The 23,893-nt window shown below is 51.5% G+C and carries 16 protein-coding genes and 1 pseudogene; 13 read left to right on the forward strand and 4 right to left on the reverse strand.

What is annotated here, in order from left to right; genetic code table 11:
* Window positions 1–56 precede the first annotated feature (56 nt).
* From H6G52_RS15940 to H6G52_RS15950, 3 genes are all read right to left on the reverse strand, one after another.
* Window positions 57–4,277 carry a PAS domain-containing protein gene (locus H6G52_RS15940; RefSeq protein WP_370567727.1) on the reverse strand — a complete coding sequence of 1,407 codons (4,221 nt, stop codon included), beginning with the start codon at window positions 4,275–4,277 and terminating at the stop codon, window positions 57–59.
* Between the two features lie 632 nt (window positions 4,278–4,909).
* Window positions 4,910–6,670: a glycosyltransferase family 39 protein gene (locus H6G52_RS15945; protein ID WP_190529568.1), complete on the reverse strand. Its 1,761-nt coding sequence runs from the start codon at window positions 6,668–6,670 to the stop codon at window positions 4,910–4,912.
* 770 nt (window positions 6,671–7,440) lie between these two features.
* Window positions 7,441–8,028, reverse strand: a complete 588-nt coding sequence (locus tag H6G52_RS15950) for a hypothetical protein (RefSeq protein WP_099534602.1) — start codon at window positions 8,026–8,028, stop codon at window positions 7,441–7,443.
* A 565-nt stretch (window positions 8,029–8,593) separates the two neighbouring features.
* On the opposite strand from H6G52_RS15950, the gene H6G52_RS15955 reads away from it, so the two are divergent.
* The 8 genes and pseudogenes from H6G52_RS15955 (at window position 8,594) to H6G52_RS15990 (ending at window position 14,418) form a co-directional block, all read left to right on the forward strand.
* Entirely contained in the window at window positions 8,594–9,412 is an 819-nt protein-coding gene (locus H6G52_RS15955) for a YdcF family protein (protein ID WP_190529570.1), read from the forward strand.
* 183 nt (window positions 9,413–9,595) lie between these two features.
* On the forward strand, window positions 9,596–9,877 hold the full coding sequence (locus H6G52_RS15960) for a LuxR C-terminal-related transcriptional regulator (RefSeq protein WP_099534603.1): 282 nt from the start codon (window positions 9,596–9,598) through the stop codon (window positions 9,875–9,877).
* A 130-nt stretch (window positions 9,878–10,007) separates the two neighbouring features.
* A complete protein-coding gene (locus H6G52_RS15965) occupies window positions 10,008–11,501 on the forward strand; it encodes a carotenoid oxygenase family protein (RefSeq protein ID WP_190529572.1) in 1,494 nt (497 codons plus the stop codon).
* 117 nt (window positions 11,502–11,618) lie between these two features.
* Window positions 11,619–11,888 carry a YciI family protein gene (locus H6G52_RS15970; protein ID WP_190529574.1) on the forward strand — a complete coding sequence of 90 codons (270 nt, stop codon included), beginning with the start codon at window positions 11,619–11,621 and terminating at the stop codon, window positions 11,886–11,888.
* 83 nt (window positions 11,889–11,971) lie between these two features.
* Window positions 11,972–12,193: pseudogene (yidD, locus tag H6G52_RS18630) on the forward strand (membrane protein insertion efficiency factor YidD); the annotation flags it as partial.
* Between the two features lie 409 nt (window positions 12,194–12,602).
* Window positions 12,603–12,968: a chemotaxis response regulator CheY gene (locus H6G52_RS15980; RefSeq protein ID WP_190354706.1), complete on the forward strand. Its 366-nt coding sequence runs from the start codon at window positions 12,603–12,605 to the stop codon at window positions 12,966–12,968.
* Window positions 12,969–13,109: 141 nt separating this feature from the next.
* Complete coding sequence (locus H6G52_RS15985; RefSeq protein ID WP_190529578.1) at window positions 13,110–13,733, forward strand: type I restriction endonuclease; 624 nt, start codon at window positions 13,110–13,112, stop codon at window positions 13,731–13,733.
* 76 nt (window positions 13,734–13,809) lie between these two features.
* Window positions 13,810–14,418 carry a Uma2 family endonuclease gene (locus H6G52_RS15990; protein ID WP_190529580.1) on the forward strand — a complete coding sequence of 203 codons (609 nt, stop codon included), beginning with the start codon at window positions 13,810–13,812 and terminating at the stop codon, window positions 14,416–14,418.
* 131 nt (window positions 14,419–14,549) lie between these two features.
* On the opposite strand, the gene H6G52_RS15995 is transcribed toward H6G52_RS15990, so the two are convergent.
* Entirely contained in the window at window positions 14,550–15,827 is a 1,278-nt protein-coding gene (locus tag H6G52_RS15995) for a DUF6602 domain-containing protein (RefSeq protein WP_190529582.1), read from the reverse strand.
* Window positions 15,828–16,283: 456 nt separating this feature from the next.
* Between H6G52_RS15995 and H6G52_RS16000 the strand changes: the two genes are divergently transcribed.
* The 5 genes from H6G52_RS16000 (at window position 16,284) to H6G52_RS16020 (ending at window position 23,859) form a co-directional block, all read left to right on the forward strand.
* The gene (locus H6G52_RS16000; RefSeq protein ID WP_190529584.1) at window positions 16,284–16,436 is read left to right on the forward strand and encodes a hypothetical protein; all 153 of its coding nucleotides are present in this window, start codon (window positions 16,284–16,286) and stop codon (window positions 16,434–16,436) included.
* 119 nt (window positions 16,437–16,555) lie between these two features.
* Complete coding sequence (gene ileS, locus H6G52_RS16005; RefSeq protein WP_242026440.1) at window positions 16,556–19,384, forward strand: isoleucine--tRNA ligase; 2,829 nt, start codon at window positions 16,556–16,558, stop codon at window positions 19,382–19,384.
* 198 nt (window positions 19,385–19,582) lie between these two features.
* Window positions 19,583–20,491 (forward strand): peptide chain release factor N(5)-glutamine methyltransferase, encoded by a 909-nt coding sequence (gene prmC / locus H6G52_RS16010; RefSeq protein WP_190529588.1) that lies wholly within the window; start codon window positions 19,583–19,585, stop codon window positions 20,489–20,491.
* A 267-nt stretch (window positions 20,492–20,758) separates the two neighbouring features.
* Window positions 20,759–21,952, forward strand: coding sequence for a formate-dependent phosphoribosylglycinamide formyltransferase (purT, locus tag H6G52_RS16015; RefSeq protein WP_190529590.1), 1,194 nt, complete (start codon window positions 20,759–20,761; stop codon window positions 21,950–21,952).
* A gap of 746 nt (window positions 21,953–22,698) precedes the next feature.
* Complete coding sequence (locus tag H6G52_RS16020; RefSeq protein ID WP_099534619.1) at window positions 22,699–23,859, forward strand: histidinol-phosphate transaminase; 1,161 nt, start codon at window positions 22,699–22,701, stop codon at window positions 23,857–23,859.
* The last annotated feature ends 34 nt before the right edge of the window (window positions 23,860–23,893 follow it).

Raw genomic sequence — 23,893 nt, forward strand, 5'->3', positions numbered from 1 at the left:
TCCAGATTTTTAACTCCAGATTTTTAGCTTCAGATCTTTAACTCCAGATTTTTGGGTTATTGCTTTAATAGCTCCTGGATCATATTCGCCAATTGCTTGAGCTTAACGGGTTTGTTCAAGTAGGCGGTGGCTCCCGCTTGCAAGCACCGTTCCTGGTCGCCTGCCATAGCGAGGGCCGTCAAGGCAATGATCGGCAAGGATTGAAAGTCGGGATCTTGGCGAATTTGGGCAATAGCCGTCAGCCCGTCCATTTCTGGCATTTGGATATCCATTAACACCAAAGCGGGTTGGTGCGATCGCACCATTTCAATAGCTTCTCGGCCATTTTGGGCCGATAGAATCTGATAGTTTTGTGCCTTTAGATAGCTGGAAATGGTCATAATGTTGGCTTCGTTATCTTCCGCCAACAAAATTAATGGCTGACCGGTTTCAATCGCTTGTAGGTCAATCAATTGGGTTCCGTTGCAAGCAGGCAGTGAGCTATGGAGTCCCGGGGCTACTTCAGAAGCACTGGGCGATCGCGTTGGCCCCTTTGACCAACAGGGCAAATACACCTGAAAACAACTGCCCTGGCCCACTTCGCTTCTGACGCTGACCCGACCGCCATGCAATTCAGTGATGCGCTTCACCAGCGCCAAGCCTAGGCCTGTGCCTGCATATTGGCGGCTGAGGCGGCTGTCAATTTGTACGAAAGATTGGAACAGTTTTGATAGGTTTTCTGGCGCGATGCCAATGCCTGTGTCGCGAACAGTGAAGCAAATTTGGGCCGGTCGAAAATCTGAATAGGAACTTTGGGAGCTTAACGCTTGGGAACCTGAAGCTTGGGAATTTGAAGCTTCGATCGGCGCTGAAATAGATGTTGAGATCGGTTCTCGATCGAGCGGTTCATAGGGTGGTTTTTGCGGTGCTTCTTCCATCATCACCACCAGCTCAACGGCCCCAGAATCCGGCGTGAATTTAACCGCATTGCTCAACAAGTTGATTAAAACCTGCCGCATCCGTCGCCCATCCACTTGAATCGACAAATCCCGCAGATTTTCAGCGATCGAGGCTTTCAGGGCAATTTTTTTCTGCGAAGCTAACTGCTTCACAAAAGCCAAGCTGTTTTCGCACAGATCCCAAACCGAAACCAAATCCAAATCTAATTCCAGGCGATTGGCTTCAATTTTCGACAAATCCAGAATGTCGTTAATCAGCTCCAGCAAGTGCCGCCCACTTTTTTCAATGGTGGCAACGGCCTTCGTTTGTTCTGGCGTAATTGGCCCAAAAATATCTTCCTGCAAACTTTCCGACATGCCCAAAATGGCATTGAGAGGCGTTCTTAGCTCATGGCTCATGCTGGCCAAAAACTCATCCTTGAGCCTGGTGGCCCGTTCCAATTGCGCATTGGTTTGCTTGAGGGCTTCTTCAGTATCCTTGCGATCGCTGATATCGGCAAAGTAACCCACCAGTTCTAGGGGTTTACCTTGGGTATCGTAAACCACCCGAAACTCGTCATGCAGCCAACAATAACTGCCATTGCTCTTCAAAAACCGATATTCGCGAACATGATATTTCAGGTCGTTTAAATTATGCAGGCTGTCAAGGACATAGGCTAAGTCTTCTGGGTGAATATGCTCTAGCCAAAAGGCATGATTCTGCAAAAATTCTTCTTTGGGATAGCCCAAAATTGATTCAATGTTGCGGCTGACGAAGGTAAATCGATAATTTTTGCCTAGCTGACAAGTGTAAATAATTGCTGGGTTGGACGAAAGAACAAATTCCAATCGTTCCTTCAGCGACTGATTTTCATGTTCTGCTTGTTTATGCTCAGTAATGTCATAGTTAACCCCAACCATGCGCAGAGGTTGATGGTTGGTGTCGTGCTCAATGATCGCAAAACATTGCACAAACCGTTGTTCCCCACTGGGGCGATTAATGCGAAGCTCCAGGTTTAATTCCTCTTGATGGTTCATGGAGCACTGCTTCAAGGCTTCCATCGCCATGGCATCTTCTGGGTGTAAGCAGTTCAGCCAATCTTGGTAAGTGGGATTGCGATCAGAGTTATGCCAGCCATAGATTTCACGAATTCGCTGATCCCATTGAACTTCATCTTGAAAGTTCCATTCCCATGTCCCGATCGCTGCCGATTGCAACGCCAAGGCCAAACGATTAGAAAGACTAGTTAGCTGTGCTTCCGTGTGTTTTTGATGACTAATATCCCGACAGACACAAATTAAAGTGCCATCTTCGGACAGTGTGAGAGATAGCCCTTCATAGAACGTGCTGCCATCTTTGCGCCGGGCGATCGCCTCTCCTTGCCAGGAGCGATCGCGCTGGAGCTGGGGCAAAATATGCTGCTCAAATCGTTCAGTTTCTGGAGGGTCATAGAACCGTTGCCAAGGCTGACCGATGAGTTCTTCAACCCGATCAAAACCAAGCAAATTGGCATGGGCTTGGTTTGCATAGGTCAACTGACCATTTTCGATGAGAGCAATGCCATCAATGGCAGCTTCCATCATTGCCAGTTGTCGCTGAATGGCTTTTTCAGCTTCTTTGCGGGATGTGATGTTTACCGAAATTCCACAAAGACCGTAGGGCTGCCAGTCCCGATCGAGCAACAAAAACTTATTCGACAAAAACGTATAGAGTTTGCCATTAATTTCCACCTCTTCTTCATATTGCTGAAAACGACCAAGCCGATAGACCTCATTGTCATTTTCATCCAGAATTTTTGCTAATTCTGGCTCAAACAGGTCTTGGTTTGTCTTACCTAAAATCTCGCGCTTGGTACAGCTAAAAAACTTCAAGAACGATCGATTAACCAAAGTGTGACGACCCTGGAGATCTTTAACATAAATAACAGCAGGTGCAAAATCAATAATTGCTTGTAATCGGGCTTCGCTGTCCTGCAAGGCAGCGGTTCGCTGTTCCACCCGCTCTTCTAGCTCTTGGTTTAAGCGCGCCAAGGCCCGCACCGCCAGTTCCCGTTCTTTGAACAGGGCAATCGCAGCCGCAACGGAACTGAGGGGATTAATTTCGATCGTGTCCCACAAATCTGGAGCGACGCGATCGAACCCAACAAATCCAAAAAATTGGCCATCCACCATCAAGGGCAGCATCAAAACCGCCGCCACCTCTGGTGCAATTAAAGACTGCAATTCCGATTGCAAAAAATCAGAAACTAAGCTGTTAATTGACTGCCCCTGAGTCAGCCGAGAAAGGCAATGGCTTGACTCAGGGTTGCAACGCAAGTTCTGAAATTTGGGATTATTGAGCTGAGGTTGGATACCAGGGCGGCACCATTCTCCATGTTGGCTAATGAGAGAATTGCCAAACCGATCCTGATGCTTTTCAAACACATAGATCCGATCGGCTCCGGCAATTGGGCCCAAAATTTCCAAAATTATTTGATAGATATTCTGATCCGTGTGGTTGGATAAAAGCTGCTTTTGGATCTCAACAATTGCGGTTAGATAACGCTCCCGTTTGCTGAGCAAGGATTCAGATTCTTTGCGCTCTGTAATATCTAGATGTGTTCCTGTGATCCGCAGAGGACGACCCGTTGCATCGCGCTCAACAACTTTGCCCCTTGCTAGCACCCAAACCCAGTGCCCCGATCGATGGCGCATTCGCAATTCACATTCATAGGCGCTGGTTTGATTCTGAAAATGGCTGTCCAACGCCGAGACTGCCTTCGGCCAATCTTCAGGGTGGGTGTATTTTTGCCAGGTTCCTAATTGAATGGGGGCCAGTTCTTCGAGGGTGTAGCCAATCATCTCAGCCCAACGTTCGTTGAGAGTGACCTCGCCGCGATCGATAAACCAATCCCACAATCCCAACCCTGAACTTTCGATCGCCAATTGCAACCGCTCTTGAACTGCTTCTAATTGGGATGCCCCTAAGCGTTGTTCCCTGCGAATTTGGACTTCGCGAATTTCGCGACGGATCACTTCCGGGAGACGGGTTGTATTTCCCTTAACAAAACAGTCCACCGCGCCCGCCTGCATGAGGTCAACGGCTAGACTATCCTCGATCGCCTCTGAAATAACAATCAGCGGTATATCACGTTTGGATGATTGCAAGATTTTAAGCACATCGAAGGCACTTAATCCAGGATTTTGATGATTAGAAATAATTAAATCCCATGACTGTTTCGCCAAAGCGATTTGTAATTGCTTGGTGTTTTTAACCCACTTCCAACTTAAATTAAAGTGATGATGATAGAGTTCTCGAATAATCGATAAAACATCCTCATCTGAGGCTTGAAACAATAGCAAGCTAAGAATAGGCTTCATGACTACTAATTCCTTGGAAGTTTAATTCCTTGAAAGATTATGCAACTATCAGCGCCTTACTATCTTTAAGAAAATGAGTCGATCGTCGTCATTTGAGATTCAAGTTTTTTCACCGATTTTTTGCTGGATCCGCTGCTGCTGACTGGAACAGCCCAAGAGTTCTGCAAATCTAGGGCAAAGGAGTTGTATCAATTCTCGCTGATAATTTTATCAAAGTGGCTATCAATTTCCATTTAATCGTTATTTCCGTGATAGCAAAGAGCTTTTTTATACATTACGAGGCAGTTGAATTCGAGGGCGATCCGAATCGAAAAAAACAAAGAACAAACTGAGCACCTTCTCCATTGTGGACTAAATGGTAGTCGATCGCATAGAAGCTTCCTGCAACGCTCTAAATTTGTTCTAGCACTAATTCACCTCTCTGGGTTTAATTATCTTTCAAAATTACTGATAACTAACTAGACAGGCGACACAGACCGAATCCGGTAAATTCCCCCTTAGCCTGACGCGGCTGGGTCGGATCAATCCCAATGAATTTCGACTTGTCTGGATGAGTCGGAATGGATCGAAATTCATTGAGACTGATCGAGTTTGACTGCGCCCAATCGAGATTGGGTCAATCGAAGGCCCGTTCAAGGAAGCAGGGAATTGCGTTGCGCCGAATCCAGCCAAAGTTGAGCCTGTTCGTCCAGGGGAGATAGATAGGGATAGATGGTGTTGGTTTGAAATTGGCGATCGAGCTGCCAGCCAGAACGTTGCAGTCGATCGCGCACCTCAAGGGAACTACGAAACAACAGAAGATCATAATTTGGGGGCACATTTACAGGTGACTGAGCATGTATAAATTGCATCACGACCCGAGAATTGAGGTGATAGCTGAGGGAGAACATGCGCGGCATGGTGTCGTAAGCAACAATCCAAGGTGATTCATAGCGCTCAATGACTTGAGCCAAGGGAGGAATTGCATAGCTCCCTTGTTTGTTCCACCAAGTATTGGCAGGCAAAATCATGGCGCAAGAACTGCCGCCCGCGACCAACAGCATAGCCAAAAGCCCATAGGCAATGAGCCGCCGATGAATGTAATGAATGTTCTGATCAATGTTCTGCTTGATGAACAAGAATTTGGATGAGTGATGAGCTTGCTGAGCAGGGCGATCGGGAATGGTATTTGGCAGCAACAGCGTTGACAAATAGCCCGTGATGGTCAGTTGTAAGCCCAAATAACAAGGTGCAAGGTAGCGAATAATGGCCGATCGAAATCCTCCTTGGCTGAGGTCTAAAATCACCAATGCCAAGCCCTGCGATCCCATCATTGCCCACAACAACAACCGACTCAACAGCGGTTGACGATAAGCCAAGTTCCAAAAACTAATGGCCACTAAAATGGCAATACCCAAGACAATTCCCTGCGCCGCGATCGGGTTGCTCAAAATCTGTCCTGCTGGCTCCCAATCTGCAAATGGTCGGGCCAAATTCAGCCACCAGTTATAAAGCAATGTGCTGAGAGGAACGGCTTGGGCAGTAAATCCGTTAGTGCGGGAAATGGTGCTGAGGTTTTGGAGAGTGGCAATGATCCAAGGCAAAAATAAAACGCCAGCACTGAGGGTACTGATTCCAAAGGATTGCCATTGCCTGGACAGGGGCGCTGGGGGAGCATTTGCTGGAGCAACTTGCTCGGTTATTGCGGATTGATTAGCCGCAGAAGATGATCGAGTGAGAGTAGATTGATCAGCCGGAACAGACTGACTCGATCGCCAGAGCCAATAGGCCGCAACCAAGCAATATCCCCCAGCAATTAAGACTGAAAACAGATGGGTATAGAGCAACAGGGTGAGCGATAAACTCCACCCGACCCAAGCCCAAACGCCACCCGTTCTGAGTGCCCGCAAGAGCAGCCAACCGGTGAGAGCAATCATGGCAGACCAAAGGCCATACTCCCGCATTTCTTGGGCATAAAGTAAGTGAAATGGCGACAGGGAAACCATGGCCGCCGCAATCCAGCCAGCCAATTGACTACCAAATAATTCCACAGCAATGCCGGCCGATGCTGGGATGAGTAATAGGCTGCAAAGGGCTGCAAAAGCGCGTTTCGTGCCCAATTCACTGCCTAAAATTTGTTCCCAAATCCTGGCGAATACATAGAAAAAAGGGGGGTGTTGGGGGTCATCTTCCGCGAGCGATCGAATGGTGTCATTCATTGATCGCTGCTCATGGGGTTGCTGATAGGTGGCTTGCAGTTCAGCTACGGTGCGGGGGCGCTCATCCAGTAGTTCCCGGTTGACTTCCGCGAGGGTGTAGCCCGCAATCCGAAAGGAGGTGAATACTTCATCACCCCAATACACTTTGGTTTCGAGATGGCTAAATCGGAGAACAACCCCCACACCAACCAGCATGGCTAGAATCCACGCGAGCCAACGATTACCCCAAGGTTGTTTGCTTCGGGTCACGATCGTTTCTTGTGTCATTGATTTTGAATTTTCGTTAAGCAAAAACCACAAACAGGCGATCGCCCGATGAAATTTCAGGGAGATCTCCATTGCTTTTTAAGCTGACTTGTGATGCCTTTACTTGTGAATAGGTTGATTTGTGAATGAGTTGACTGATGAATCGCAGATATTCACCAAGGTATGGATAGAGATTGTCAAAATGATTTTTGACTGTGGAGGCTGTGTTTTACCGTCGGTAGCCTTGCATCTTATAACTTTCGGTTACCCATCGAATTATTTTTTGGAGCTTGTCATGGATTTCGAGGATCGATTATTCTAGATAATCAATTAGAAAATAAAAGCTAATTGGTCTAAGTGTTGGGTTAAAAAAAGCACCCAAAAACAAACGAGTTTACGGAGTTGCATCGAAAGTCCCAAGCAAGCGTAAACAAAGCAAATCCGGTAACAACGGGCACAATAATTCAAAAATTAATCCCAAAATTAATTCAAAAATCAATCTCAAAGTTTTAGTGTTGATATCAGTATGGGTAATAGCGCTTGAAATTTAGTGAAGACAAGGGGTTGAAGCCCCTTGCCTCAATGGGGTTCTCCCGCAGGGTTGAGGATTTGAGCGATCGGGATCGATCGCCCCCAGACAAGTGCGACGATCGGGGCTAAACTTCCCCGCTGGTTGAGTGGCTAGCCGGATTTTCGATCGAAAACGCTTGGCCGTTGCCCTAGCGACCCGGTTGCATACCCACATGTTCGATCGCCCGCACGATCGCCCGCCGTTGCAAATCGTCATAGCCCCACCGTTCCAGGAAGTCAGCGAAGGGCCCGGTTTGCTCGGTGGCTGCGGTTCGGAGTTGGTGCAGCAGCTCTGTGATGGAAGGGCTGGCGGCTTTTGCCAGGAGGATCGGATGGGCGGCGAAATACTGATCCAGTTGCTGAAGCAGGTTGCCCGATCGGCGGCTGGTGCGGCGAGATTGGTCAGCCATGGCCCCATCGCCCGCTCGCTCGTGAATCACCACCATGGCCGCCGCCATGGCCAGATTTTTCACCAAAAGTTCCAACACCTGGTCTGGCGATTGAGCAAGGGTGACCACAAGGGCTTCCGGCGCAGGATCCACAATCGATCGCTCGTCGGTCAAATAGACCACAAAAAAACCACGGGCCCCGGCAACATTGGCCACTAACTGAGCGGCCGCCGTTGCGAATTCTGTTGTTGTCCAGGATCCAGTAGCCCAGCGATCGAGCCATTCTTGCGTTAGCTCGATCGCCGCTTCAAAGGTTATCGGTTCCGGCAAGGTCATCGATGTTTGCATAGGATCCCATTTCAATTCATTGAGCCAATTCAGCAGACTAATTCTGAAAACCAATTAAAAGGGTAATCTTAATTACTCTGAGCGTGATTAAAACCAATCAAAAGCGATTGGCCGAAAATAATCGGCAATAATTATAGCTTGAATTTTACTGAGTTGACTGGCTTGGTTTTCATTTAATTTCTATTCAATGAATGGTTAAGCCCGTATTAAGTGCTTTGATCCATACGATCATGAACTGATTGATGTTTAATGGTTTTTGCTGAATTAATTAATGATTTCCTAAATATTTTTGACAATTTTGATGATAGATAACCGAAAATTTAATCTGAATCTTAAGTTTTGCCGAAAATCAATCCAAAATCAAGATTCAACTCGCTCCAGTAATTTTTGTGTTGAATTCCTGTTTAAGAATTGCTTTAAACTTTGTGCCAAACCTTTAAAAATCACTCATCGATTTCATTGTCTTATGCTGGCTTAGGAACTGAAACGGCGATTGACAAGCAAAGGCGAATTATGAATGATGAACTATGCTTTCGTCCTTGTTTTGCCCTTGCCATCGCTGCCCATGTTTTTGTTTTTATCGAAGCTGTTGCCACTGTTTTTTTATCCCCTGGGGCTAAGTTGCGCTCTGATGGTGGCGGCGTTGGCGTTGCTGTCAATGCGGCGCGGGCGTTGGGCGGCTTGGGCGGTGGCCTTGGCGCTGGTGATTTTGTGGACGGCGGCGAATGGGTGGGTGGCGGTGGCCCTGACCCGATCGCTGGAGTCGCGGGCCCTGGTGCTTCAGCAACAAACGGGCGGCTCCGGTGACCTGCCCCGGGCCGATGCGATCGTGGTTTTGGGTGGGGGCATTAAGTCCACGGAGCCACCTCGCCCTTGGATTGATCTGGCTGATGAGGGCGATCGCACCCTCTATGCGGTGAAGCTCTATCGCGATCGCAAGGCTCCGAAGCTGATTTTTAGTGGCGGTCGAATTGCTTGGCGGGGCGGGGGCGGTCAGCCGGAGTCGGCGGCCATGGCGGAGTTAGCGGGAGTAATGGGAGTTCCGAGCGAGGACATGTTGCAGGATCCCAACTCCTTGAACACGCGCCAAAATGCCGAAGAGGTGAAGAAGATTTTGGAGCGGGAACGGTTGCGGCGGGTGTTGTTGGTGACTTCAGCGATGCATATGCCGCGCTCGATCGCCATTTTCCGCAAGCTGGGAATTGAGGCGATCGCGGCTCCCACGGATTTTCTTTTTAGTGATCAAGATGAGCGTGAGCGGCGCAGTTCTCCAGAGGGAATTGCGTTGAATTTCTTGCCCGATGCGGATAATTTGCGGGCCACCACTCGGGCCATTAAAGAATATGTGGGGATGGTGGCTTACTGGTTACGGGGCTGGATTTAGGGCCGCTGGGATCGATCGGCCCGTGCCCCATAGGCATGTTAAGAATCGTCAAGTACACTCATAGGGATCTGAGTTGCTGAAGCAACGGGGCGCTCGGCCCGGTTGTCGCTTCCCCAGGCCGCAAGCAACTGGGGGAAAATAAGTAAATATACGGATTCAACAAACGGAAAGTCTTACCGTCCCATGGATAACTGGATCTCCCTGTCCGATCGCGAACTGCAAATTGTTGAGCTAGTGGCTGCTGGTTTAACCAACCAAGATATTGCGGAGCAGTTAGAGATCAGCAAGCGAACGGTTGATAACCACATCAGTAATATCTTGACCAAAACCAGAACCGAAAATCGGGTGGCTTTGGTGCGTTGGGCGTTGCAGTGGGGCAAGGTTTGCCTAGATCAGGTCAATTGCTGCACATTGCCCAACGTGCCGCCCGTGGAAGTGGAAAACGATCGCGCAACGGCTTCCTAGGAACAGCCGACGATGACTCTTCAGATTCATGCCAGTTCATGTCAGCTCGCCCCAGGTCATCCCAGATTGACGTAGGGCCGCGCTGAACCGCGAAACACAGGCCATCATTCGTCAGGAGATTGCGAAATTAATGGTTTTAGCAACAGAGCAAGCTCAGACGAGTCGCGATCCTCAGTGGTTGCCGGCCGTGCAGCGACCGGCGATCGAATTTCCGCTCACTCCCTTGACGGTGACCGCTGGGGCAATTCCCGAAAATTTGCAAGGCACGCTTTACCGCAACGGGCCGGGCCGGATAGTGCGATCGGGACAACCCACGGGCCATTGGTTTGATGGAGATGGGGCGGTGTTGGCGGTGCATTTTGGCCGATCGCCCGATCACCCCCAAGGCCCACCCCAGGCCCGAGCCACCTATCGGATGGTGCAAACGGCGGCCTACGAACAGGAAGAAGCGGCCGATCGATGGTTGTTTGCCAATTACGGGCAACTGGCTCCAAAACCTTGGTGGCAACGGGTGGGGCGCGATCTCAAAAATGCCGCCAATACTTCCGTTTTGCCCTGGGGTGATCGGCTCCTGGCCCTGTGGGAAGGGGGTTGGCCCCATGCGCTGGATTTAGACAACTTGACCACGATCGGCCCCGATTCCTTGGATGGGGTGCTGAAGCCGGGTCAGGCCTTCTCTGCTCACCCCAAGGTGGATCCAGCCACGGGCGAAATCTATAACTTTGGAGTGTTGCCGGGCCCCCGTCCCAAGCTGAACTTGCTGCGGTTCGATCGCGCCGGTCGCCTCCTGGCCCAACGCCAACTGCCCCTGCGATCCCTGCCCTTAATCCATGATTGTGTGTTAGCGGGGCCCTATCTGGTCTTTTGCATTCCGCCCTTGAGTTTGGAACTGTTGCCAGCGCTGTTGAACTTCAAATGTTTCAGTGACGCGATGAAGTGGCAGGGCGATCGGCCCACGCAAGTTTGGTTTGTCGATCGTGAAACCCTGACCCTCGCCGCCACCATTGAAGCGGAACCTTGGTTTCAGTGGCACTTTGGCAACGGTTGGCAGAATCCCGATCGCTCCGTCAGCCTGACCATGGCGCGTTACCCAAACTTTGCCACCAACCAACACCTGAAGGAAGCGGCCAGCGGCAAAATCAACACCCTCGCAACATCCCAATACGTGGAATTGCGGTTCGATCTCCAGCGGCGGCAATTGCTGGATCAACGGATCCTGTTCGATCGCCATTCGGACTTCCCGACCGTGGCCCCCAGCGAAGTTGGCTCCCCCAACCGCTACAGCTACTTTTCGGCCCATCGACCCGACCTCGATCGCCCCGCCGCTTTCAAACAGGAACAATTCGGCACGATCGCCCGCCACGATGCCCAAACCGATCGCATCACCTATGCCAGCCTAGAACCGGGGTGCTATCCTTCGGAGCCGTTGTTTGTGGCCGACCCGGCCGGCGACGGGCGATCGGGTTGGATCCTGAGCGTGGTCTATGATGGCAACCGGGATTGCAGCGACCTGCGCATCTGGCAGAGCGATCGGCTAGATGATGTCCCGATCGCCCGCTTAGCCTTCCCCCACCCGATTAACCTCGGATTCCATGGAGTTTGGCATCCCAAATCCACTTCCTAAGTTGCCTGAAGGCGGTGGCTGAAAGGAGCCACGTTCAGCCACCGCTTTCATGCTTGCTTTGGCTTTTCCATGCAATGGGCAGCCCCAAAATCCCTAATTCGTCGCAACTCTTGAACCATGGCTAAATACATTTTGTTTGGCAGCTACTGTGAAGATGCCCTCGAAAAACGCACCCCCTATCGACAAGCGCACCTAGACGGCTTAGCCAAACAAAAAGCAGAAGGCATTTTGATCACCCTGGGCCCCACCAAAGACAACAGCAAAGTATTTGGCATCTATGAAGCAGACAGCGAAGAAACCGTTCGTCAGCTCATCGAAGCCGATCCCTATTGGGAAAACGGTATTTGGACAGAATACGAAATCAAAGAATGGATTCAAGCCTTCTAAAAAAGATGCCTGAGAGGATATCTCAAAAGCCTAAACAGCTACCAAACGGGTTTTACCAAACAGGTTTTACCAACCATATTTCCCTGTTGCGATCGCTCCCTGGCCGACTGGCGATCGGGCTGGTGCGTCTTTACCAAGTCCTGTTATCGCCCCTGTTGGGCCCCAACTGTCGCTATTACCCCACCTGCTCCCACTACGCGATCGGGGCGATTCAGCGATTTGGCCTGGGGCGCGGGGGCTGGTTAGCCTTGGCCCGCATCCTGCGCTGCCATCCCTTCCAACCGGGAGGCTATGACCCCTTGCCGGAAACCTGGTCTTGGCGGGCGGCCCTGGGCCCCGGCGCGATCGACTCCGATGCAATGGCCGGCCGGCCCCATCCCCTTTGGGCCAAATATCAGCGATCGGGCAACCAGTCGATCGCCTCTGTGGCGATCGAAACCGAGGGCATTGAACCAGTTAATTTAGCCAATTCGGAAGTGGCAAATTCAGAAACAATCCAGCCAAAAGATTGAAATCTAAAAGATTGATATCCAAAAAATTAAAAAACATAAACTAATTTTGAGTCTCGATATTTTTAGCCGCATTAACCAATCCAATCTATTAAGATTCATTCATTGTCGCGGCCATCACGGTCAAATTTGCCAAGCGCTGCATTTTTCGCCCAAGTATAAACCTGATGGCTCACCATCTCTTCACCCATAGGAGCAACAGAAGATGAAAGTTCTAGTCGTTGATGACTACGCCACCATGCGCCGAATCATCAGGAATTTGCTGAGGCAGATTGGTTATGACGATATTGAAGAAGCGGGTGATGGTGTTAGCGCCCTTCAGAAGCTGCGAGAGAGCAAGTTTGGGCTGATTATTGCAGACTGGAACATGGAGCCAATGACGGGGCTGCAACTGTTGAAAGAAGTGCGAGCTAACAGCAAGCTAAGCACCACACCTTTCATCATGGTGACGGCAGAATCCAAAACGGAGAATGTGATTGCTGCCAAGGAAGCCGGTGTTAACAACTACATTGTTAAGCCCTTCAATGCCGAGACGCTGAAGCAAAAAATTCAGGCTGTTTTGGGATGCTAGTTTGCTCCCGGTCAACTCCTAACGGTTAGTCATTGGGACAATTCATCCGGCGATCGCTCGTGAAACTCAACCAAATCTGGGCGATCGGCTTTGGTTACCAGAACGATGCTGCCACACTAACAATTCCTAACGGTTGATTTCATGCCGATCGCGGTTACTGATGCCATCACAAGTCTGGCGGTTGCAGAACAAACCCTGGCGTTGGCGCGTTGGGAAGAGGGCGGCGATTTCTTCACGGAATGGCGCGATCGTTTACCGCCACTGTCGGAGAGCGATCGCGCGGCCTTGGCGCAATTGCGACGACGATATCTCTATCAGCGATCGGCCGGGCAACTTTTGGAAGGAACGGTGAATTTGTTGCTCACTTCACCCCTGTTGGCGATCGCGGGTTTTTACGATCCACCGTTTCAAATTTGTGCGGAACCCTCGGTGGAATTGGCGATCGGGGATGGGGATGAAAGCCTGCAAGGTCGTTTGGATGTGTTGGTCTTGCGCGATCGTCTTTGGATTGTGGTGATTGAGTCCAAAAAAACGGCTCTTTCGGTGTGGACAGCTTTGCCCCAATCATTGGCTTATTTGGCAGCGAATCCTGATCCCGATCGCCCCAGTTTTGGTTTTGTCACCAATGGGGATGAAATGTTTTTCGTGAAATTGCAACAGCAACCGCGTCGTTGTTACGATCTTTCGCGACTTTTTTCGCCCCTAACTTCCCTGGAGGAATTGGCGATCGCAACTCAAATTCTGCGCAATCTCGGCAATCAATAACGCCGACCGGCAGCCTCTCAATCGCCTTGCTAAACTAAGCATTAACCTAAAGTTCCCGTTTCCTTCGGGTTTCGCTATGGTTGCGTCAACCCCATCCGCTCCGAGCTTTCCACCATCGCAGGGCGATCGCCTGTCGTTGGCTGATTATTGGCAACAGGAAGCGATCGCCGATCAGCGGCATGAATATCACGATGGAATTCGAGTGGAAATGGCGGGCGGATCAGAGGCCCATAGCAAAATTTCGGTGAATCTGGTGGCGTTTCTGCATTTTGCGCTGCGGGACACGGATTGGCAGGTGTATAACAGCGATTTGCGAGTTTGGACTCCTGACTATCGCTGCTGCACTTATACGAATGGAATGGTGGTGCGGGGAGAGCCGGAATTTCACGGCGATCGCGATGATGAAATTCTGAATCCTAGTTTGATTGTGGAGGTGTTGTCGCCTTCAACGGAGCGGTACGATCGGGGCGAAAAGTTCCGCAAATATCGATCGCTCCCCAGCTTCCAAGATTATTTGTTGATTAGTGCTGAGGAACCCTACATCGAGCACTATTGCAAAACTGACCCGGTGGCTTGGACGTTCACCAGCTACGGGGAAATCGATGCGGCTCTCTGGTTAAGCAATCTGCAACTCTCGATTCCCTTAGCTGAAATCTACCGACGGGTAAACTTCTTCACTGTTTGATAACTAGGCTCAAGCTCAGTTGTAGTACTGCAATAGACTTAATAAGTTGCAAAGCTTTTAAGTGCTTTTGATTTTGGAATTCAACTTACACTGAAAATTTTCAATATCGAATCAAAGTATAAGCAAGAAAGTCAAGAAAAATTACTCATCTTGAAGTTCTCGATGGTTTCAGCGAATTCATTTATCTCTGTAATTTTCTCTTCGGAAGTTCCACTATCTTTGTCAATATTGAATACGTGCCATTGTTTGACGCGGTTTCTGTCTTTGTAGCGACCACTTGCAAAAACTTTGCTTGAATGCTTTTCAAATACCCAAACTTCTGAATTAGGAGACTCTTCAACATACCTTATTGGACGTGGGTGATTTATCGAAAAATCAGCGCCAATAAATCTGGAAACATTTTTGATCTTTTTTGGACAATCTGTAAGTGATTTCCTTGATGATTTTTCCCATGCATTTATGCTGGGCATAATTGATTCTGATGCCCAGTTTTCAATGATGATTGAAGCAAAAGGTTTCAACAAAGAATTTGATGGTATTAGTTCTCTATAAATATCAATAGATACTTCTCTAAATCCAGATAGTTGAGCTGCAGATTTGGAAAGATAAAAAATTATATCTCGTTCAAAACAGCCAAAAGTAACTTCAGTGCTATTTTGATTATTCAAAGCATAGTATCTTACAACATTAGTCTGATTTCGCTTGAACTTTAGATTTTCAAATTGACCTTTTATTAATCCTTGATCTAGTATGCAAATTGAATCTACGAAACCTGGTAGTGAAAGGAAAGAATTCAAACAGAAAGACGGTGTCCTCAGAAAGGAATCAAGAATTAAGTATCGAAATAAAACTGGTATTTTTGATTCGAATAAATAAAATTTCTCTAGATTCTGCAAGGACTTTATAAGTTCAGAACCTGATAAAGCCAAAATTGCTGTATAAGGTTTAAATAGTAGTCGCTCTCCAGAATAAAAATCTAGTAGATCATCAAATTTTTCTAAGTCTTTAGAAAGCTTTTTACTGTCTAAGCTTTTTGTTACTTCAATTATTACTTTTACTGCTTCCGGAGCTAAAATCACGAAGTCATCAGCTCGAAAAAGTGGTGGAAAATTGTAAGAATCCCAAATCAGAATATCAAATTGTCTAGATACTCTTCTGGAAATTTGGCTTTGATTATTTGCTACTACATTTTTCTGTAAAGTCGAAATGAAACCTGTAGAAACTTCAAAACGTCGAGGAATTCGCTTGCGTAGATATGATCTAACTGCATATTCTATATAGCCTCCTTCAGATGGATGATGAACATTTTTCAACCAAAATGAGAGACTTTTAATCACCTCTTGTAGTTCTCGTGTTGGCTGAGCAGCAGCTTCTTGAATTTCTTTTAATGTCAGATCACGTTCATTCATGAATTGATAGGTTCATACCTATTTAGTTAACTTGCAAATTTCTTCAGCGGTACAATCTGTCTCCCAAGATAGCATTTCTACTGCAACTTTGGAACTGGCAATCTTCAACCGAAGTAATGTTTTATCCGTATCGTTCCTAGGCGGATCCTAGGAACGGTGTAAAAACGATGTAAAGGTGATTTTACTTGCGTCTTTTCCTCCTAGTATGACCTCTTACAGGTTTACCTTTACGAAGATGGGGTCTTACAGGAATTCTATCGCTTGCATCGTCAAAAGGCTTATTGGATGAAGCGTTACTGTCAGAGGCAGAACCTAGAATAATTATCAACAATAAAATTATGCAGATACTAATAATGATCGCCATAGTCAAGCTTCCCTTCCTGTTACGACGTTACTTCCAATATTGCCAATATAAATAAGTTTTCTACAATAAAATTAATCACCTTTTTGATTGCCTTGGATTATCGTGCCCGCCAAATTCGCCCGCAGCGCCGAGTAGATGATTGCATCCATCACCCCACCCCCGATCGCCCCGCCAACAAAACCTCACAAACCATTATACCGATCCTGAATTTCAGCCACCCCGCCAGCCCGGCCGTCAGCCGGTAGAATCTTAGGGACTGCAACCCTTTGATGACGCAAGCGACACCGCCGTGACTGCCGACAAAACTGCCAAGGCCGAAAGCCAATATAAGGACACCGTTAACCTGCCCCAGACCGCCTTCGACATGCGGGCCAACGCCAGCAAGCGCGAACCGGAAATTCAGGCCTTCTGGGCAGAAGCCAACATTTACGAAACCTTGGCAGCAGGCAACCCCGGCGAAACCTTCACCCTGCACGACGGCCCACCCTACGCCAACGGGTCGCTGCACATGGGCCACGCCCTCAACAAAACCCTGAAGGACATCATCAACCGCTACCAACTGCTGCGCGGCCGCAAAGGGCGCTACGTTCCCGGTTGGGACTGCCACGGCCTGCCGATCGAACTGAAGGTGCTGCAATCCCTGGGCAAAGACGAACGCGCCGGCCTCACCCCGATCGCCCTGCGCCAAAAAGCCAAAGCCTACGCCCTCGAACAGGTCGAGATCCAAAAAGCCCAATTCATGCGCCTGGGTGTGTGGGGCGACTGGGAAAATCCCTACCTGACCCTGAAGCCGGAATACGAGGCGGCGCAACTGGAAGTCTTTGGCGAAATGTTCACCAAGGGCTACATCTATCGCGGTCTGAAGCCGGTGCATTGGAGTCCCAGTTCTCAAACGGCCTTGGCGGAAGCGGAGTTGGAATATCCCGAGGGGCACATTTCCCAGTCGATCTATGCGGCGTTTCGGGTGACGGAACTGAGCGCGGCGGCTCAACCGGTGCTGGGTGAGTTCGCGGCGGACTTGGGCGTGGCGATTTGGACCACGACCCCCTGGACGATCCCCGGTAACTTGGGCGTGGCTGTGAATGGGGCCTTGGATTACGCGGTGGTGGATACGGCCGGGGAACTGTCGGGCCTGCCGCGCTATCTGGTGGTGGCCAAGGATTTGGCGGAGTCGCTGGCGGCGACCTTGGGGGCGGCCCTGACGGTGCGAGCTACGTTCAAGGGTGCGCTGTTGGAGCATTGCCAGTACAAGCATCCGCTGTTCGATCGCACTTCACCCGTGGTGATCGGCGGCGAATACATCACCACGGAATCGGGGACGGGGCTGGTGCATACGGCTCCCGGCCATGGTCAAGAGGACTTCATCACCGGTCAAAAGTATGGGTTGGGCGTGCTGTCGCCCGTGGACGATCGGGGGAATTTCACCGAGGAAGCGGGCCCCTTTGCCGGGTTGAACGTGCTGAAGGATGCCAACGGCGCGGTAATCGCCGCCCTGACCGAGGCGGGATCGCTGCTGAAGCGAGAACCCTATGCTCACAAATATCCCTACGACTGGCGGACGAAAAAGCCGACGATCTTCCGAGCCACGGAGCAGTGGTTCGCGTCGGTGGATGGCTTCCGGGAGGCGGCAATGGCGGCGATCGGGGAGGTGCGCTGGATTCCGGCCACGGGCCAAAATCGGATTGAGTCGATGGTGGGCGAGCGATCGGACTGGTGCATTTCCCGCCAGCGCAGTTGGGGCGTGCCGATTCCGGCGTTCTTCGATGCGGAAACCGGCGAGGTGCTGATGAACGCCGAGACGATCGCCCATGTGCGCGACATTTTCCGCGATCGCGGCTCCGATGCCTGGTGGGAACTGTCTGTGGCGGAACTGTTGCCGGAACCCTACCGCAGTAACGGCCGCACCTACACCAAGGGCACGGACACGATGGATGTGTGGTTCGACTCCGGCTCCTCCTGGGCGGCGGTGGCCAAACAGCGCGGCCTGGGCTACCCGGTGGATCTCTACCTGGAAGGCTCCGACCAACACCGGGGCTGGTTCCAATCGAGCCTGCTCACCAGCGTCGCCAACTCCGGCCATGCGCCCTATAAAACCGTGCTGACCCACGGGTTTACGCTCGATGAACAGGGCCGCAAAATGAGCAAATCCCTGGGCAACATCATCGACCCGCTGGAAATCATCAACGGCGGCAAGGATCAAAAACAAAATCCGCCCTACGGCGCGGATGTGCTGCGGTTGTGGGTGTCGTCGGTGGACTATTCATCCGATGTGCCGATCGGGAAAACGATCTTGAAACAGATGGCCGATGTGTACCGCAAGATCCGGAATACGGCGCGGTTCCTGTTAGGTAATCTGCACGATTTTGACCCGGCAACGGATGCGGTTCCCTACGATCAACTGCCGGAACTCGATCGCTATTTGCTGCATCGGATCTCGGAAGTGTTTGGCGAAATTACAGAAGCCTTCGACAGTTTCCAATTCTTCAAATTCTTCCAAACGGTGCAGAATTTCTGCGTGGTCGATCTGTCGAATTTCTATCTGGATATCGCCAAAGATCGACTCTACATCAGTGCGCCGGCCGCCTTCCGTCGCCGCAGTTGCCAAACGGTCTTGGCGATCGCCCTGGAAAATCTGGCCAAGGCGATCGCCCCGGTGCTTTGCCACATGGCCGAAGACATCTGGCAAGCGATTCCCTACGCCAAATCCCATCAATCGGTGTTCCAAGCCGGTTGGACGGCGATCGATCCCGCCTGGTCACAACCGGCCCTCGCGGAAAAGTGGCAGAACCTGCGCCAAATCCGCATGGAAACCAACAAGGTCTTGGAAGCGGCCCGCAAGGACGGGGCGATCGGGGCCAGCCTGGAAGCCAAGTTGCTGCTCTATGTGGCCGATGATTCCCTGCGCGATCAACTGTCAAAATTCAACCCGGTTTCTTCCCTAGGCGATAACACCAATGGGGTCGATGAATTGCGCTATTTGTTCATTACGTCCCAGGTGGAATTGCTGGATGGAGTCGATCGGCTCCAGGGCTTGAAATACAGTTTTGAATCGGAGCCGCTGGGCGTGGGCGTGGTGGATGCCGAGGGGCACAAGTGCGATCGCTGCTGGAACTATTCGCCTTCGGTCGGCACGATTGAGGAACATCCCTTAGCGTGCGATCGCTGCATTTCGGCCTTAGCGGGTGTGTTTTAGCCGAAATCATCCCTGAAATGGATTGCCGATCGCCTGAGTGGGTGCTCGGGCCGATGGTTGCCGTTGATTTTTGGGCGGGTTCCATGGGCACAATTTGTGGCCCGGTCATTGCGAGAAGGGCCATGAAGCGGTACAAAGCGATCGCAGCGGGGCACTGTTCACTCGGGGCTTTGTGGCAATTGCGGAGCGGTGTGATCCATGACAGCGGATTTTTGGACTTGGTATGCGCAAGCGCGCCGCCAAGCATCGGAGCAGCAAGTGCCCATTGGGGAACTGGACTGGCTCTTGGTTGAATGGGCCGGGGTCGATCGGCTGCGGCTGCGGCTCCAGGTGGGCGATTTGCCTTCGGGAATCGACCTAGAACGCTTGGATCAACTGTGGCAGCGGCGATTGGTCGATCGCGTACCGGTGCAGTACCTGGCTGGGGTGGTGGGCTGGCGCAATTTTCGGCTGCAGGTGTCTCCCGGGGTGCTGATTCCTCGGCCCGAGACGGAGTTAATTGTGGACTTGGCTTGGGAGCTGACGGCGACGAATGCCCTCTTGCGGCGGGGGGTTTGGGCGGATTTGGGGACGGGGAGCGGGGCGATCGCCCTGGCGCTGGCGGAAGCCATGCCGGAGGCAACGATTTGGGCGGTGGATCGATCGACAGCGGCGCTGGAAATTGCCCATCTCAACGCCATGCACACAGGGCTGGATCACCGAATTCACCTTGCGTTGGGGAACTGGTTTGAACCCCTGACGGATCTGGCGGGCCACCTGGCGGGGATAGTTTCCAATCCGCCCTATATCCCGAGTGCGGAAGTGCCTGCGTTGCAGCCGGAAGTTGCTGACCATGAACCCCATGGGGCGCTCGATGGGGGATCCGATGGTCTCGATTGCTTGCGTCACTTGGTGAAGACAGCTCCGGCCTATCTCCGACCGGGTGGCGTTTGGTTGGTGGAGGTGATGGCTGGGCAAGCTCCGACGGTGATGGAACTGTTGTGGGCCAAGGGGTCTTATCAGGAGATTACGGCCCATCGGGATTTGGCGGGGATTGATCGATTTGTTTCGGCTAGATACCAACCGCTGCGTCGCCCGCTCTCTGTGGAAATCGCCCCCACCGCGTGATAATAGGAAGGTTATCTGAACGGGCTTTGGCCCTGGGTTGCCTGAGCGATTTCTAAGGGGCGATCGGGATGGCGATCGGGACTGGGATGGGTGCTTGATCGGGTGGTTGCGCTGGAATCAGTGCCGCCTCCAGAAAGAGCCGAATCCAGTTCAGTGGCGTTGACCGCATCCAGGAAAGCGTTCAGGCAAAAATGTTCAGGGAAAACGTGGCCTCTGGTCTGGGGCTGCGGCGTTGATGATCGTTCAGCTATGGTGTGTTGAAAGTTCATGTCCGTCACCGGTTCTACTTTGCCTAAAACCTTTTTGCTGCTTGGCTCCGGCGAGTTAGGCAAAGAGTTTGCGATCGCGGCCAAGCGTCTGGGCAACCAGGTGATTGCGGTCGATCGCTATGCCAATGCGCCCGCGATGCAGGTGGCCGACGAGGCAGAGGTCATCTCAATGTTGGATGGGGATGCGCTGGAGTCGATCGTGACGAAGCATCGCCCAGATTTCATCGTTCCGGAAATTGAAGCAATTCGCACCGAAAAGCTCGCGGAGTTTGAAGCACGCGGAATCACCGTCATTCCGACGGCCGCCGCCACCCACTACACCATGAACCGCGATCGAATCCGGGACTTGGCGGCGGGCGAGTTGGGGGTGCGCACGGCTCGCTATGGCTATGCGGCCACCTTGGCGGAATTGCAGGCCGTGGCGGCGGAGATTGGCTTTCCGAATGTGGTGAAGCCGGTGATGTCTTCGTCGGGTAAGGGCCAATCCGTGGTGCGATCGCCCGAGGAGCTAACCACCGCTTGGCAATACGCCACCGAACAGGGGCGCGGTGACCAGTCCAAGGTGATTGTTGAGGAATTTATTCACTTTGAGCTGGAGATCACGCTGCTGACGATTCGGCAGTGGGCGGGGCCGACGTTGTTTTGCCCCCCGATCGGCCATCGTCAAGAACGCGGTGACTATCAAGAATCCTGGCAACCGGCCCCGATCGCTCCGGAACTGTTGAAGCAGGCCCAATCGATCGCCCAACAGGTGACGGAGGCCCTGGGCGGCGCGGGCATTTTTGGGGTGGAATTTTTCATCACGCCTGACGCTGCCATTTTCTCTGAGCTGTCGCCCCGTCCCCACGACACAGGCATGGTCACTCTCATCTCCCAAAACCTGAATGAGTTTGAGCTGCACCTGCGGGCCATTCTGGGGTTGCCCATCCCAGAAATTACGGTTTACGAACCGGCTGCAAGTGCCGCCATTTTGGCCAATCGCCAGTCGGATCCCGCAGAGTCGGTGGTCTATGACGGGTTGGCGGAAGCCCTGATGGAGCCGGGCACGGATGTACGGTTGTTTGGCAAACCCAGCACCCGTCAATATCGGCGGATGGGGGTGGCCCTGGCGCGGGCTGACTCGATCGACCAGGCCCGGGCCAAGGCAAATCGAGTGGCGCGATCGGTTCAGGTCAACCTGACGGGGCTATAGGGAGCCGATGGGGCCGCTGAATGTGCTGCTGGGAGCGATCGCCCCCGAGGCCAGCGACGATCGCTCCCCAAGGTCGGGCAGAGCGGAGGCCCCAACCGGTTTTCGATTGCGTTTTCTGGAGTCCAGTGTTTTTGCAAGGAGAATCTCGGTATGATGAGGGCGATCGTCCAAATGCATCCTCAAAAATCTTGAAAAAATGTTGGCCGCTGTGGTTTTGGGACTAGATCATTTTTGAAGAACCTTCAGCCCCATCCAGCCACCTTCAGGTCAAGCCATCTTCAAGTCATCTTTAGGTTAAATCGCCAATCAATTCTTGTTTCAATGCTGATCATTTTTGCGTTAACTGGTGGCTTTTCAACCCGATGCTATGGAAGCCCCAACTAATCAACTTATCCAATGCATTGCATCAGCCCGGTTGAATTAGTCTGATTGAATGAGCCTGAGCGAATTAGCCCGACTAAATTAGCCCAATGAAACTCGCTTGATTAGACTGGCTTGCTTGAACTAGATTAAGTTTGTGTTCTACCTGTGATTCAGTTCGCGATTCAAGGGGGGGATCCTAGCCAAATCACAGACCCACTACGGATTAATAACAGATCAACAGCAGATCAATATCGGTGTTGCCCATCTAATTGCAGTTGAAATTGAATTTTTGGGGTTTGTTTCAGATTTTTTGTGCAGCCCATTCCGTTGTTTGAAGACGGAAGGCCGGTCAACCTCCCTAACAGCCATTTGTAGCCCGCACCATGTTGGAGTTTTTGCGTCCAGATTTGGTTGAGTTTGTCGCCTATCAGGCTCACCCGGGGGGAGAGTTACCCACGGGCGTTGAGATTGATCGTCTGGACACCAATGAATGTCCCTATCAGTTGCCGGAAGCGCTGAAAGAAAAACTCTGCTTAACCTATCAGAACCTGATTGAAACCAACCGTTACCCGGGAGGCGATCATACGGATCTGAAGCGGGCGATCGCCCAATACGTGAATGAAGCCTGCTCGGCCATTGCCAACGGCACGGCGGAGGCGATCGCCCCTGGGCAAATTTCCGTGGGGAATGGCTCGGATGAATTAATTCGATCGATCCTGATTGCCACCTGTGTGGGCGGTCGTGGTCGCGTGTTGGTGGCCCAGCCCACCTTTGGCATGTATGGGATTTTGGCCCAAACCCTGGGAATTCCGGTGGAACGGGTGGGCCGATCGCCCAAAACCTTTGAAATTGATCTGGATGCCGCGCGTCAGGTCATTGCCCAAGCGCAACTGACCCCCTCGCCCGTGCGAGTGGTGTGGATGGTGCATCCCAACTCCCCCACCGCCAACGCCCTGACGACGGCGGAACTCAACTGGTTGCGGGGACTGCCACCCAATATTTTGGTGGTGATTGACGAAGCCTATTTTGAATTCAGTCGTCGCACCGTGGTGGGCGAACTGCAAGCGCGGCCCAACTGGGTGGTGTTGCGGACGTTCTCGAAGGCGTTTCGATTGGCGGCCCATCGGGTGGGTTACGCGATCGCCAATCCCGAGTTGTCCGCCATTCTGGAAAAGGTACGCCTACCCTACAACCTGCCCAGCTTTACCCAAGCGGCCGCCCTCGCCGCATTGGCCCACCGCCGAGACCTGTTGGCGATCGTCCCAGAAATTTTGACGGAGCGCGATCGATTGCTCCAGCAGTTACGGGCCCTGCCAGGACTGGAACTGTGGGACAGCCAAGCGAATTTTCTTTACGCTCGCTTGAAGGGAGCCGCCAACACCGACGAAGCCATGGCTCATTTGGTGCAGCAGCTTAAGCAGCAGGGAACCCTGATTCGTCACACAGGAGGCGGATTGCGTATTACCGTGGGCAGCCCGGCGGAAAATGCGCGTACTGTCGATCGAATGCGGGTGGCCTTGGCGCAAACTGTTGCCTCCCGCTAGGCGATCGGGCTGCAATTTGCTGAACCGTGCTGCC

This window comes from Limnothrix sp. FACHB-881 (assembly GCF_014698135.1).
GTDB lineage: Bacteria > Cyanobacteriota > Cyanobacteriia > CACIAM-69d > CACIAM-69d > CACIAM-69d.